This window comes from Amorphus coralli DSM 19760 (assembly GCF_000374525.1).
In the GTDB taxonomy this organism is placed as follows: Bacteria; Pseudomonadota; Alphaproteobacteria; order Rhizobiales; family Amorphaceae; genus Amorphus; species Amorphus coralli.
The window spans coordinates 1-13958 of the sequence record NZ_KB894576.1 but is presented as its reverse complement, the minus strand read 5'-3'; the positions used below and the strand labels follow the sequence as shown (position 1 = coordinate 13958).

General features: G+C 68.0%; 8 protein-coding genes. 7 read left to right on the top strand and 1 reads right to left on the bottom strand.

Translation table 11 applies throughout. The annotated features are described in order from the left end of the window. Positions 1-103 precede the first annotated feature (103 nt). The 6 genes from C507_RS0116885 to clpB all read left to right on the top strand — a co-directional run bounded on the left by C507_RS0116885 (position 104) and on the right by clpB (position 9867). The gene (locus tag C507_RS0116885) at positions 104-1363 is read left to right on the top strand and encodes an aspartate kinase (RefSeq protein WP_018700900.1); all 1260 of its coding nucleotides are present in this window, start codon (positions 104-106) and stop codon (positions 1361-1363) included. 75 nt (positions 1364-1438) lie between these two features. Continuing rightward, on the top strand, positions 1439-3700 hold the full coding sequence (gene ptsP, locus C507_RS0116880) for a phosphoenolpyruvate--protein phosphotransferase (protein WP_026319184.1): 2262 nt from the start codon (positions 1439-1441) through the stop codon (positions 3698-3700). A 60-nt stretch (positions 3701-3760) separates the two neighbouring features. Then, a complete protein-coding gene (gene prfA, locus C507_RS0116875; RefSeq protein WP_018700898.1) occupies positions 3761-4831 on the top strand; it encodes a peptide chain release factor 1 in 1071 nt (356 codons plus the stop codon). Then, positions 4824-5684 carry a peptide chain release factor N(5)-glutamine methyltransferase gene (gene prmC, locus C507_RS0116870; RefSeq protein WP_040401362.1) on the top strand — a complete coding sequence of 287 codons (861 nt, stop codon included), beginning with the start codon at positions 4824-4826 and terminating at the stop codon, positions 5682-5684. The genes prfA and prmC overlap by 8 nt, the downstream gene beginning before the upstream one ends. 584 nt (positions 5685-6268) lie before the next feature. Then, positions 6269-6949, top strand: coding sequence for a DUF4167 domain-containing protein (locus tag C507_RS21855; protein ID WP_018700896.1), 681 nt, complete (start codon positions 6269-6271; stop codon positions 6947-6949). A 317-nt stretch (positions 6950-7266) separates the two neighbouring features. Further along, a complete protein-coding gene (gene clpB / locus C507_RS0116860; protein WP_018700895.1) occupies positions 7267-9867 on the top strand; it encodes an ATP-dependent chaperone ClpB in 2601 nt (866 codons plus the stop codon). Between the two features lie 139 nt (positions 9868-10006). On the opposite strand, the gene C507_RS0116855 is transcribed toward clpB, so the two are convergent. Continuing rightward, the gene (locus C507_RS0116855) at positions 10007-11983 is read right to left on the bottom strand and encodes a M23 family metallopeptidase (protein ID WP_018700894.1); all 1977 of its coding nucleotides are present in this window, start codon (positions 11981-11983) and stop codon (positions 10007-10009) included. Between the two features lie 309 nt (positions 11984-12292). On the opposite strand from C507_RS0116855, the gene adhP reads away from it, so the two are divergent. Next, a complete protein-coding gene (gene adhP / locus C507_RS0116850; protein ID WP_018700893.1) occupies positions 12293-13324 on the top strand; it encodes an alcohol dehydrogenase AdhP in 1032 nt (343 codons plus the stop codon). Positions 13325-13958 lie beyond the last annotated feature (634 nt).

Below are 13958 nucleotides of genomic sequence, written 5' to 3'. Positions count from 1 at the left end.
TTGCTGCAACGGCGGCACGGTGATATCTAGCCCGCCAATTCGCGCGGGAAACCCGGTCTCGGGAATCCTTCAGCCCTTTTCACGAACGAGTCGGTATTGGACCATGGCCCGACTGGTCATGAAGTTCGGCGGAACATCCGTCGGGGACCTTGATCGCATCCGCAACGTGGCATGTCACGTCAAACGCGAAGTCGACGCCGGCCACAAGGTCGCGGTGGTCGTCTCCGCGATGGCGGGCGAGACCAACAAGCTGGTGGACTACTGCCGGTCGATCTCGCCGCTGCACGACGCGCGCGAGTACGACACCGTGGTGGCGACGGGCGAGCAGGTCACCACGGGCCTGCTGGCGCTGACGCTGCAGTCGATGGGCGTGGATGCCCGGTCCTGGCAGGGCTGGCAGGTGCCGATCCGCACGGACGGGTCCCACGGAGCCGCCCGCATCGACGCCATCGACGGCAGCCGCGTCATCGAGCGCATCGAGGGCGGCCAGGTGGCGGTGATCTCCGGCTTCCAGGGCATCGCCCCGGACGGGCGGATCTCCACCTTGGGGCGCGGCGGCTCGGACACCAGCGCGGTGGCGATCGCGGCGGCCATCCATGCCGATCGCTGCGACATCTACACCGATGTCGACGGCGTCTACACCACCGACCCCAGGATCGTGTCGACCGCCCGGCGTCTGCCGCGCGTCTCCTACGAGGAGATGCTCGAAATGGCCTCGCTCGGGGCCAAGGTTCTTCAGGTACGCTCCGTCGAGCTCGCCATGATCCACGGCGTCAGGACGTTCGTGCGGTCGAGCTTCGACGACCCGGAAGCGATCCGGGCGAACGGCAACCAGCCCGTGGGCACCCTGATTTGCGACGAGGACGAGATCGTGGAACAGCAGATCGTTACCGGCATCGCCTACTCCAAGGACGAGGCGCAGATCTCGATCCGCAGCGTCGCCGACCGGCCGGGCGTGGCGGCCTCCGTGTTCGGGCCGATGTCGGCCGCGCACATCAACGTCGACATGATCGTTCAGAACGTCTCGCCGGACGGGTCGAGCACCGACATCACCTTCACGGTCCCGCAGAGCGACTATGACCGGGCGATGGCGGTTCTTGAGAAGGCCCGCGACGAGATCGGCTATTCCGGTGTCGAGGGCGCGTCCGACGTGGTGAAGGTATCCGTCATCGGCGTCGGCATGCGCAGCCACGCCGGCGTCGCGGCCGACGCGTTCCGGGCGCTGGCGGAGAAGGGCATCAACATCCGCGCGATCACCACCTCGGAGATCAAGATCTCGGTGCTGATCGATGCCGCCTACGCCGAGCTTGCGGTCCGCGCGCTGCATTCGGTATATGGGCTCGACAAGACGACGACTGCCTGACACCGGCTGGCCCCTTCTGGCGGCCGGCCGTTTTGGCATGTCGCCAGTCCGCGTACGAGGTTCCGGGGAGGCACGATGCGAGGCTCTCTCGCCGGTCCGCGCCTCCTTCTCAGACGGCTCCGCGAGGTTATGGCGGAGCCGATCGATGCGCAGGAACGGCTCGACAAGATTGTGGTGCTCATCGCCGCCAACATGGTGGCGGAGGTGTGTTCCGTGTATGTGCTCCGGGCCGATGGCGTGCTGGAGTTGTACGCGACGGAGGGCCTCAATCGTGATGCGGTCCACCAGACCAGCCTGAGGATCGGCGAAGGCCTCGTGGGCCTGATCGCGGCGGAAGCGCGCGCCCTCAACCTGCCCAACGCGCAGAACCATCCCGCCTTCGCCTACAAGCCGGAGACGGGCGAGGAGATCTACAACGCCTTCCTCGGCGTGCCGATCCTGCGATCGGGGCGCACGCTCGGCGTGCTCGTGGTCCAGAACCGGGCGCACCGCAGCTACTACGACGAGGAGGTGGAGGCCCTGCAGACCACCGCGATGGTGATCGCGGAGATGATCGCGGCCGGCGAAATCGAGGCGCTGGCCAAGCAGGGGCCGGCGCTGGACCTGCGGCGTCCGATCCATCTGGAGGGCGCCGCCCTGTCGGAAGGCATCGGCCTCGGCCACGCCGTGCTGCACGAGCCCCGCGTCGTCGTCACAAACCTCATCGCCGAGGACGTCGACCGCGAGCTGGGCCGTCTCGACAGCGCCCTGGAGAAGGTGCGGCTTTCCCTCGACCAGATGATGTCGCGCCGCGAGATCGCTCATCACGGCGAGCACCGCGAGGTGCTGGAGGCCTACCTGATGGTGGCCCAGGACCGCGGCTGGGCGCGCAAGATGGAAGAGGCGATCCGCAACGGCCTCACCGCCGAGGCGGCGGTGGAGCGGGTGCAGTCCGACACGCGCGCGCGGATGCTGCGCTCCGTCGATCCCTACCTGCGCGACCGGCTGCACGATCTCGACGACCTCGCCAACCGTTTGATGCGCGAGATCGTCGGCCGCCCGCACGGCACCGAGGCCTTCCCGGACGACGCGATCCTGATCGCCCGCAACATGGGCCCTGCGGAGCTGCTCGACTATGATCGCGAGCGCCTGCGCGGCATCGTGCTGGAGGAGGGCAGCCCCACCAACCACGCCACGATCATCGCCCGCGCGCTCGGCATCCCGATGGTCGGCCAGGTGGCCGGCGCCGTCTCCGTGGTGGAGGAGAAGGATCCGGTCATCGTCGACGGCGACGCCGGCGCGGTCCATTTCCGGCCGATGGCCGAGATCGAGCGGGCCTACGCGGAGAAGGTGCGCTTCCGGGCCCGCCGCCAGGCCCAGTACCGGCGGCTGCGCAACGCGCCGGCCACGACCCGCGACGGCCGCGAGCTGACGCTCCAGGTCAATGCCGGCCTGCTGGTCGACCTGCCGCACATGGAGGAATCGGGCGCCGCCGGCATCGGTCTTTTCCGCACCGAGATGCTGTTCATGGTGGCGCACAGCCTGCCGCGGGTGCGCGAGCAGGAAGAGCTGTACCGGCGCGTCTACGAGGCGGCGGGCGACCGGCCCGTAACCTTCCGCTCGCTCGATATCGGCGGCGACAAGGTGCTGCCCTACCTGCGCTCGGTGGACGAGGAGAACCCGGCCATGGGCTGGCGGGCGATCCGTCTCGGCCTCGACCGACCCGGCCTCCTGCGCATCCAGGTGCGCGCGCTGCTGCACGCGGCGGCTGGGCGTGAGCTGCGCCTGATGTTTCCGCTGGTGTCCTCGGTGACCGAGTTCACCGCCGCCCGGGCGCTCGTCGACAAGGAGATACGCCATCTCAAGCGGCACGGCCACGAGACGCCGGAGGGCGTGAAGCTCGGCGTCATGCTGGAGGTGCCCTCGCTGCTCTTCGAGCTGGAGGAGATCCTGGCGGCCGTGGATTTCGTCTCGGTCGGGTCCAATGACCTGTTCCAGTTCATGATGGCGGCCGACCGCGGCAACACGCGGCTGGCGCGCCGCTTCGACCCGCTGAGCGTTTCGTTCCTGCGGGCCCTTAAGCGCATCGTCGACGATTGCGAGCGCGCCCATGTGCCCGTCACGGTCTGCGGCGAGTTGGCCGGTCGTCCACTGGAGGCGCTGGCGCTCCTGGGCCTCGGTTACCAGCAGCTGTCCATGCCGCCGGCGGCGATCGGTCCGGTCAAGGCGATGGCGCGCAGTCTCGACGTGGGCCGTCTGCGCGCCCGGCTCTTGCCGCGGCTGGAACCGGGGCGCTGGCCGGGCAACATGCGCACCTTCCTTTCGGCCTACGCCGACGATCACGATATTCCCCTGTAGCCGGCGCCGCGCGACGCTGTCCGCCGCCCGCCGTCTCCACCAGGTTCAAGTCACGCCATCATGTTCTCACGGGAAAAGCTCGACACCCTGGTCGACCGATTCGAGATGCTGGAAAGCCGCATGGCCTCCGGCGCCGACGCGGAGACCTATGTGGACCTCTCGCGCGAATATGCGGAGCTGCAGCCGCTGGTTGCCAAGATCCGCGACTACCGCGCCGCCTGCGCCGAACTCGACGACATCGACCAGATGCTGGCCGACCGCTCCACCGACAAGGAGCTGCAGGCCATGGCGGAAGCCGAGCGACCCGAGCTCCTGGAACGTATCGAGGCACTGACCCAGGACATCCGCATCGGCCTGCTGCCCACCGACGTCGCCGACGAGAAGTCGGCCATCGTCGAGGTGCGTGCCGGCACCGGCGGCCAGGAGGCCGCCCTGTTCGCCGGCGACCTCTTCCGCATGTACCAGCGGCTTGCCGAGAAGCACGGCTGGAAGATCGAGATCATGTCGGAAAGCGAGGGCGACGCCGGCGGCTACAAGGAGATCATCGCCTCCTTCGCCGGGCGCGGCGTCTTCGCGCGGCTCAAGTTCGAATCCGGCGTGCACCGGGTGCAGCGGGTTCCGGCGACGGAATCCGGCGGTCGCATCCACACCTCCGCCGCCACCGTCGCCGTTCTGCCGGAGGTCGAGCAGGTCGAGTTCGACATTCCCGACACCGACATCCGCATCGACACGATGCGCGCCTCGGGCGCCGGAGGCCAGCACGTCAACACCACGGATTCCGCGGTGCGCATCACCCATCTGCCCACCGGCATCGTGGTGACTTCCTCGGAGAAGTCGCAGCACCAGAACCGGGCGAGGGCGATGCAGGTGCTGCGCGCCAAGCTCTACGAGGCCGAGCGCGACAAGCTGGACGCCGAACGCGCCGCCGCCCGCAAGGGCCAGGTCGGGTCCGGCGACCGGTCGGAGCGCATCCGCACCTACAATTTCCCGCAGGGCCGGGTCACCGATCACCGCATCAACCTGACACTCTACAAGCTGGAAGAGGTGCTGGCCGGCGAAGCCCTCGACGAGGTGATCGACGCGCTCATCACCGAGCACCAGGCGGCCCTTCTCGCCGAACAGGATGTCTGACGGCGCATCCACCGTCGGGCAGCTCATGCGGGCGGCCCGCAGCCGGCTCGCGGCGGTCGGCATCGACACCGCCGCGCTGGATGCCCGCCTGCTGGTGGGAGCCGCGCTCGGTCTCGATGCCACGGGCCTGATCCTCGCCGAACCCGAAGCGGCCGATGAGACAGCTGTTGCGCGGGTCGACGCCCTCGTCGCCCGCCGTCTGGCGGGTGAGCCGGTGGGCCGCATTCTGGGCCGGCGGGCCTTCTATGGTCTTGATCTCGATCTTTCGCCGGAGACGCTTGAGCCGCGTCCCGACACGGAGACGCTCGTGGATGCCGCTCTCAGCTGGGCAGGCGGGCGCCCGGGGCCGCTCCGAATCGTCGACGTGGGGACGGGCACCGGCGCCATCCTGCTGGCGCTCCTCGACGCGCTGCCGGATGCCGTCGGCGTCGGCACCGATATCAGCCCCGGCGCTTCGGCGACGGCGGCGGCCAACGCGGCGCGCCTCGGCCTGGCGGGCCGGGCCGGATTCGCCGTCTGCGATGCGTTGGAGGCGATCGGCGGACCGGTGGACCTGCTGGTCTCGAACCCGCCCTACATTCCCTCGGCCGACATCGAGGGGCTCGACCGGGAAGTGAGGGACCACGACCCGCGGGCCGCGCTGGACGGCGGAGCCGACGGGCTGGACTTCTACAGACGGCTTGCGGAGGCCGCGCCCGGGCTGCTTGCCGGGGGAGGCGCGGTGGTCGTCGAGTTCGGTCTGGGGCAGGCCGAATCGGTCGCCGAAATCTTCCGTCTGGCCGGCCTGTCGAACCAGATCGTGCTCGACGATCTGGAAGCTAGGGCACGGGTTCTTCGTGCTGCACGCGATTAAGGCCGAAATCCGCCTGCCCCCGGCGCAATTGCGACCCACCTGATCGATTTTTACTCTTGGAAATCGCTAAGGAAATCGCTACGTTCCGGGTGCCGACGGGGTTACGGGCAACCCTCACCACATCAGGTGACGTCAAAAGTGGATGCCCACAAGGACCGACTGCACTTGTGCTGCTGGTCCGAAACCTTGCGCCCAAGAGGAGGCCGCTGACCACCGCGTCATTCTCGACTGCGTTCCGATGGCATTGCCGCCAGCGCGGCAATCGCTCGTGGGAAGCCGCAGCTTCGAGGTGGGTGTGCGATTCGGCTAGAGTATCCTGCCGCCGGGAACGGACCTGAGTGCGGGACAGATGCTCGATCTCAAACTGCTGGGGCAATCCAGCCTGCGGTCATCGACCGAAGGTTCGCCCCGGATTGGGGCCTGCCGGGAACCACGCGAAAGCGCAGACGGCGGGTCGTCTTTGAGGTGCTGGAGTTCCGAGAGGATCCGCGAGGACCCGGAGGGCTCTAGTCAGCGGCGCCGAGGCCGGTCCGGGCGATGTTGCCGGGTCATGGCTACCGTGATTCCGAACGAGAAACGATCGGATGAGACAAGGAAATCCTAACAAGCGACTGCGCGGTCGGAACCGTAAGGGCCCGAATCCGCTGACCAAGACGTTCGAGTCCAACGGGCCGGACGTGAAGATTCGCGGCACAGCCCTGCACATTGCGGAGAAGTACCTGCAGCTCTCGCGGGACGCTCAGGCGTCCGGTGACCGGGTCATGGGCGAGAACTATCTGCAGCATGCGGAGCACTATTTCCGCATCGTCGCTGCGGCGCAGGGAGCCAACCAGCCCCAGCAGTTGTCCCAGCGCGATGACGACCAGCAGGACGCGTCCGATCAGCCGCAGGGCCAGCAGAACGGGTCCGGCTCCGGCCGCGACCGGAACTCCGGCAACGGCCACGATCCGGCTGCCGCCGATCAGCCGAGCGATTCCGGCTTCGAACGGCAGGCGTCGAAGGTGAACGGCCAGAAGGCCGATCGCTCCGAGGCGGCCAACGGAAACGGCGCCGGCGACGATCAGCCGGCCGCGGCGGATGCGCCTGCATCCGGCGAGACAGCCGAGGCGACCGCCGATGGCGAGGAGGCCCCGGAGGCCAAGCCGCGTCGCCGGGCCCGCGCGCCGCGTACGACGCGCAGCCGCAGCCGCCGCAACAGCGGCGATGCCGCTGCCGACGCCGGCGGCCAGCCGAGCGACAGCGAAGCGGCTCCCTCGGAGGCGTGACGAACGGAGGGGGCGGTTCACCGCCCCCTTTGCATTTCGCGAGCCTCGCGGCGAGGCCTGGCGGGCCTGAGCGTGTCCGGCCACATTTTCCCGCTCCTTCCCCTTTTGTTGCATATACGCAACACCATATGAGATGACGCGGTCGCCGCAACGGGGCCGCGTTTGTCATGTCCGATCGTGCGTCGGGCGCTCCCGGCGCCTGCCATGATCGATCTCATGGTGCCTCGGCCTGCGGCGTGCGGTTCTTCCACCGACGCGAGTCAGAGGTTGCGGATCGCCGGGCCTTCAGGGACGGCGGACGGAAGGAGAAGAGCCCAATGGACTTCGAGAAATACAGCGACCGTGCGCGCGGCTTTCTTCAGTCGGCGCAGACCCTGGCGATGGGCCAGGGCCATCAGCAATTCACCCCCGAGCACCTTCTCAAGGTGCTGCTCGACGACCCGGAAGGACTGGCCACAGGCCTCATCCAGCGCGCGGGCGGACGGCCCGGCGATGCGCTCGCGGCCGTCGAGGCGGCGCTGGCCAAGATGCCGAAGGTCGAAGGCACCGGCGCCGGCCAGCTCTACCTGGCACGGGCGACGGCCAAGGTGTTCGAGACGGCGGAGAAGCTCGCCAAGAAGGCGGGCGATTCCTTCGTCACTGTCGAGCGCCTCCTGTTGGCGCTGGCCAGCGAGGACGACGCGGACTCGTCGAAGATCCTCAAGCAGGCCGGCCTGACGCCGCAGGCGCTCGAGGGCGCCGTCGACGCGCTTCGCCAGGGGCGCACCGCCGACAGTGCCGGCGCGGAGAACCAGTACGAGGCTCTCAAGCGCTACACGCGCGACCTCACCCAGGCCGCCCGCGACGGCAAGCTCGACCCGGTCATCGGCCGTGACGACGAGATCCGCCGGACCATCCAGGTCCTGTCGCGCCGGACCAAGAACAACCCCGTGCTTATCGGCGAGCCGGGCGTCGGCAAGACCGCAATCGCGGAGGGCCTGGCGCTCAGGATCGTCAACGGCGACGTGCCGGAGAGCCTGAAGGACAAGCGGCTTCTGGCCCTCGACATGGGCGCGCTCATCGCCGGCGCGAAATATCGCGGCGAGTTCGAGGAGCGGCTGAAGGGCGTGCTTTCGGAGATCGAGGCGGCCGGTGGCGGCGTCGTGCTTTTCATTGACGAGATGCACACGCTGGTGGGTGCCGGCAAGGCGGACGGCGCCATGGATGCGTCCAACCTGCTGAAGCCGGCTCTCGCCCGCGGCGAGCTGCACTGCGTCGGCGCGACGACGCTCGACGAGTATCGCAAGCACGTGGAGAAGGACGCGGCCCTTGCCCGTCGCTTCCAGCCCGTCTTTGTCGACGAGCCGACGGTCGAGGATACGATCTCGATCCTGCGCGGCCTGAAGGAGAAGTACGAGCTGCACCACGGCGTGCGCATCTCCGATTCCGCCATCGTCTCCTCGGCGATGCTGTCGAACCGCTACATCACCGATCGCTTCCTGCCCGACAAGGCCATCGACCTGGTCGACGAGGCAGCGGCACGGCTGCGCATGCAGGTGGATTCCAAGCCCGAGGAGCTCGACGAGCTCGACCGGCGCATCATCCAGCTCAAGATCGAGCGCGAGGCCCTGAAGAAGGAGAATGACGAGGCGTCCAGGGATCGGCTCGCCAAGCTGGAGAAGGAGCTCGTCGACCTGGAGGAGCACTCCGCGGAGATGACCTCGCGCTGGCAGTCGGAAAAGGAGAAGCTGTCCAGCGCCCAGGACCTGAAGACCCAGCTGGACCACGCCCGCATCGATCTCGACAAGGCGCAGCGGGCCGGCGACCTCGCCAAGGCGGGCGAGCTTGCCTACGGCGTCATTCCGGACCTGGAGCGCAAGCTCGCCGATGTGGAGGCCAGCGAGGAGCAGGGCGACGTCATGGAGGAGGCGGTCACCGCCGATCACGTGGCGCAGATCGTCTCGCGCTGGACCGGCATCCCGGTGGACCGCATGCTCGAGGGCGAGCGCGACAAGCTGCTGCGCATGGAGGAGGCGCTGGAGAAGCGCGTCGTCGGCCAGGGGGAAGCGGTGCACGCCGTCTCCACCGCCGTGCGCCGGGCCCGCGCCGGTCTGCAGGATCCGAACCGGCCGATCGGCTCGTTCATGTTCCTGGGCCCGACGGGCGTCGGCAAGACCGAGCTGACCAAGGCGCTGGCGGAGTTCCTGTTCGACGACGACACGGCGATGGTGCGCATCGACATGTCGGAGTTCATGGAGAAGCATGCCGTCTCGCGGCTGATCGGTGCCCCTCCGGGCTATGTCGGCTACGAGGAGGGCGGCGTTCTCACCGAGGCGGTGCGGCGCCGGCCCTATCAGGTGATCCTGTTCGACGAGATCGAGAAGGCCCACCCGGACGTCTTCAACGTGCTGCTGCAGGTGCTCGACGACGGCCGGCTCACCGACGGCCAGGGCCGCACGGTCGACTTCCGCAACACGCTGATCATCATGACCTCGAACATCGGGTCGGAATATCTGGCGAACCAGCCGGAGGATCAGGACGTGGAGGCCGTGCGCGAGCTGGTCATGACGGCGGTGCGGGGCCACTTCCGGCCAGAATTCCTGAACCGGCTAGACGAGATCATCCTGTTCCACCGGCTGCTGCGCCAGCAGATGGCAGGCATCGTCGACATCCAGCTCAAGCGGCTGCGCAAGCTGCTGGAGGATCGCAAGATCACTCTGGAGCTCGACGAGAACGCGCGGCTGTGGCTCGCCAACAAGGGCTACGATCCGGTCTACGGGGCGCGGCCGCTGAAGCGGGTCATCCAGAAGGAGGTCCAGGATCCGCTGGCGGAGAAGATCCTCCAGGGCGAGGTTCTGGATGGCGACACCGTCAAGGTGACGCCCACCGGCGAGCGGCTGGTGTTCGAGCCGATCCGCGCGGAAAGCGCCGCGGCCTGACCGCCGGCGCGGTCGGATCCGCCATTGAACACGCGGAGGGGTCGGCGCAAGCCGGCCCCTTTTTTCATGGGTTCTCGGGGTCTGGGACCCTCGATGGGTGGCCGCTGGGGCGACCCGGGGCAGGGCCCGGCCGGCGCACTCAGTTGCTGGCGATCCGGGCTTCGGACGGCACGTCGCGCTTGATCAGCGCGTCGATGCGGGCGCGTTCCTTGTCGAAGGCGGCCAGCATGTCGCCGGACAGCTCGCGGCCGCGCGGCAGGCGGATGCGCAGCGGATCGACCGGGCGGCCATTCACGTGCACCTCGTAGTGCAGGTGCGGTCCGGTGGACAGGCCGGTGGAACCGACATAGCCGATCACCTGGCCCTGGCGGACCCGGCTGCCCTTCGACAGCCCGTCGGCGAAGCCCGACTGATGGCCGTAGCCGGTCTCGTAGCCGTTGGCGTGGCGGATCAGGATCCAGCGGCCATAGCCGGACTTCCAGCCGATCTCCTTCACCGTGCCGTTGCCGGAGGCGAAGATCGGGGTGCCGCGCGGGGCGGCCCAGTCGACGCCGTAGTGCGGGCGGGTACGGCCCAGGATCGGATGCCGGCGGGTGCCGAAGCCGGACCGGAACACGCCGCGCGCCATCGGCTTGCGCATCAGGAATTTCTGCGCGCTCTTGCCGGTCTCGTCATAGAAGTCGAGCGAGCCGTCGTCGGGCGTGCGGAAGCGGTAGAAGCTGCGCTCAACGCCGCCCAGCGTCAGCGAGGTATAGAGCACCTCCGGCGGCGCGTCGGCGTCGGCCGCCTCGTCTTTCACGGCGTGGAAGACGGTGAACTGGTCGCCCGGGCGGACGCGGCTGTTGAAGTCCACGTCGAAGGAGTAGGTGCGCACCAGATCGTCGATCAGGTCTTCGGGAATGTCGTGCTCGATCGCCGTCTGGTAGAGCGAGTCGTAGACGGTCGGGGCCTGCCCCTGCGGCGCCGGCTGCGGTCGCAGGGCAGCGAGCTCGGTGGCCGGCACCACAGCATCTTCCGGTGCCTCCGCAACGACGAAGGCCGCGTTGTCGTTCATGGCGACCGAGGCGATGTGCTCGGCGTCGTTGTAAAGGCTGACGCGGACCGGATGGGTCCCGGCATTGTCATCGAAGCCGTAGCTGTCGATCTCCATGCGCACGGTCTGACCCGGCGCCACGTCATCGACCTGCCAGGCGGTGCGGAAGACGGAGGTGATCGCCTCGACGTTCTCGTCCGACGCGCCGTAGGATTCCAGAATGCTCTGCAGCGTGTCGCCCTTGGCGACCAGCGCGACCACCTCGTTGGTGTTGATCTCCGGCGCGCCATCTTCGGCCCGTTTCGCCAGCTCGGACACATTCTCCGGCACGATGGAAATGGACGTATCGGTCATCGTGCCGGGATCGGCGAAGGCGAAGTCGAAGCGATGGTCGAAGGCGAGCGAGGTGTTGGCGAACTCCACCGAGGCGGTGCCGTCGAACCATTGCTGCTCGCGTAGCTGCGCCTCGGCCTCGTCGGTGGAAACCTCCGCGCTCGGCGCCAGCGCCACGTCGGTGCCGGTGGGGAACTCGGTCTCGGTGATGGTGATCTCGCCGTCCACCTGGGCGTCGTAGATGGCGTCGGTGGCCACCCGGCTCGGGAACACGGTGGTGTCGGAGAAGATCGCCAGCGGATTGAAGGGCGGGATCTCGCTGACGATGTCGCTGGTGCGGGTGATCAGGCTTGCCGTCACCAGCGCGTAGGGCTGCATCTTGATCAGGTTGCGATCGCCCATCCGGGTGACGGTCGACACCTCGATCACCTGCCGGTTGGAGATCTCCTCTGCGGTCGGCTTGATCCGGTCGCCCTTGGCGGCCGGGCCGCCGCCGGTCACCGCCGCCACGTCGCCGACGTGGGCGGAGGCCGGTAGGGTGATGGAATAGCGGCCGTCCAGCGCGCCGATCAGCGCGCCGCCCATCAGCACCGTCGAGGTGATGCCGGTCAGAACCGTGCCGGCCAGCCAGCGCATGCTGACGGAACGTCGACCGAAGGCCTCCGGACCGCTCGGGCCCACCACGAGCGGGGGCTCCTCGCCGAGATCGACGGGGGTATCGGTGGCCTGGGTGTTCCAGCCAACTTTCATCGGTGCTGCGTCGGGCCTCGGTTTGCGCTGCGAATCTCAGACGTGCGCTCGCTCGGACGGATCCGGGAGGACACCAAAATCATCCCAGGTGGCAGAAAGATGACGGGCTGAAACAGTTCGTCATGCTGAGTGATCGGACCCTACCCGACCGCTCCCGGTGGTTCAAGCGACCAGGCCGGATCAGACCGGCGGGTGCCGGCGGCCATCGGCGTGTGCGCCGCGCCGGAATTGAGGGATGTCATGTCGTTGTCTCCGGTGCCGGATCACACTCTCCGCATTCCCTTCGGGGCACACAGGCGGAGGCTCGGCATGGCGAAGATGATGAAGGCGGCGGTGGTCCACAGGCTGGGTGATCCTCTGGTGATCGAGGACGTTCCCGTACCGGAGGTCGGCCCCGGGCAGGTTCTGATGAAGGTGGAGGCGTCCGGCGTCTGCCACACCGACCTGCACGCGGCGTCGGGTGACTGGCCGGTGAAGCCGACCGTGCCGTTCATCCCCGGCCACGAGGGTGTCGGCTATGTCGCGGCCGTCGGTGCCGGCGTCACCGCGGTGAAGGAAGGCGACCGGATCGGCGTGCCGTGGCTGCACACCGCCTGCGGCCACTGCGAACACTGCCGTACCGGCTGGGAGACGCTCTGCTACGACCAGCAGATGACCGGCTACACGGTGAATGGCGGCTTTGCCGAATATGTGCTCGCCGATCCCGCCTATGTCGGGCATCTGCCCGACAGTCTCGATTTCGGCGCCGCGGCCCCGGTCCTGTGCGCCGGCGTCACCGTCTACAAGGGGCTAAAGGAAACCGACACCCAGCCCGGCGACTGGGTGGCCATCTCCGGCATCGGCGGTCTCGGCCACATGGCGGTCCAGTACGCCAAGGCAATGGGCCGCCACGTGGTCGCCATCGACGTGGCCGAGGACAAGCTGGCGCTGGCCCGCGACCTCGGCGCCGACGCCACGGTGGACGCGCGCGCCAACGATGCGGTCGAGCAGGTGCGCCAGATCACCGATGGCGGCGCCAAGGGAATCCTCGTTACCGCCGTCTCCCGGGCCGCCTTCGCTCAGGATCTGGCCATGGTTCGGCGCCACGGCACCATGTCGCTGGTGGGATTGCCGCCTGGAGATTTTCCGCTGCCCATCTTTGACATGGTCCTCAACCGCATCACGGTGCGCGGCTCCATCGTCGGCACCCGCCAGGATCTGGTGGAGGCGCTCCAGTTCGCCGGGGAGGGCAAGGTCGCCAGCCACTACTCGTGGGGCGAACTGGACGACATCAATGCCATCTTCGACCAGCTTCGCGAAGGCCGCGTCGATGGCCGTATCGTGATGCGCATCGGCGGCTGAGCTCGGAAGACAGCGCGCGGGCAGATCTAGGGGTCCGCTCGCGCGCGTACTATACCAAGGCAGGTTGAGGTCTGCGAGCCACCAGGCCGATCGGTTACGCAGCCACGCGGATCGTCCCGGCGTCGGAACCGGCCGGTGATGCTGTCCCGCAGCCCTCGCCGGCGGCCGGACCGCCGGCCCTCCTGCCAAGGGCGTCCTCGTCGGCGCACCGGTCGCGAAAAGCTTCGCCGCGCCACTTTTTTTCGCAGCGCAACCAACACCGAAATTTCATATATAACAATCAGATAGCGGACGGGTCGCCGCGTCCGGCGCGCCGGATAAGCCCGTTTTATGGGCTGGTGTGTATTTTTTCTGACTGTTGGCGTTGACAGTTTTGGGGGCTGGGATCTATATACACGTCACTGACGGCGGCGCTGCCGGCCACGGCGGCTTTTTCCTCTGTCGGTCCTCTTGACAAGGCGAGGTTCTGGACCTGGGCAACCGGGGCGGGCTTCTTTGTCGCTGAGGGATGGGTATTGGGTGAGGTTTTCTCCCCGGTTCTTTGACAAGTGAATAGGAAGAAAGAGAAACGTGGACGGCGAGGTTCGCGGTGCCAGCAAGTGGCATCTACGAGACTTCGGCGGACACGTGAGAG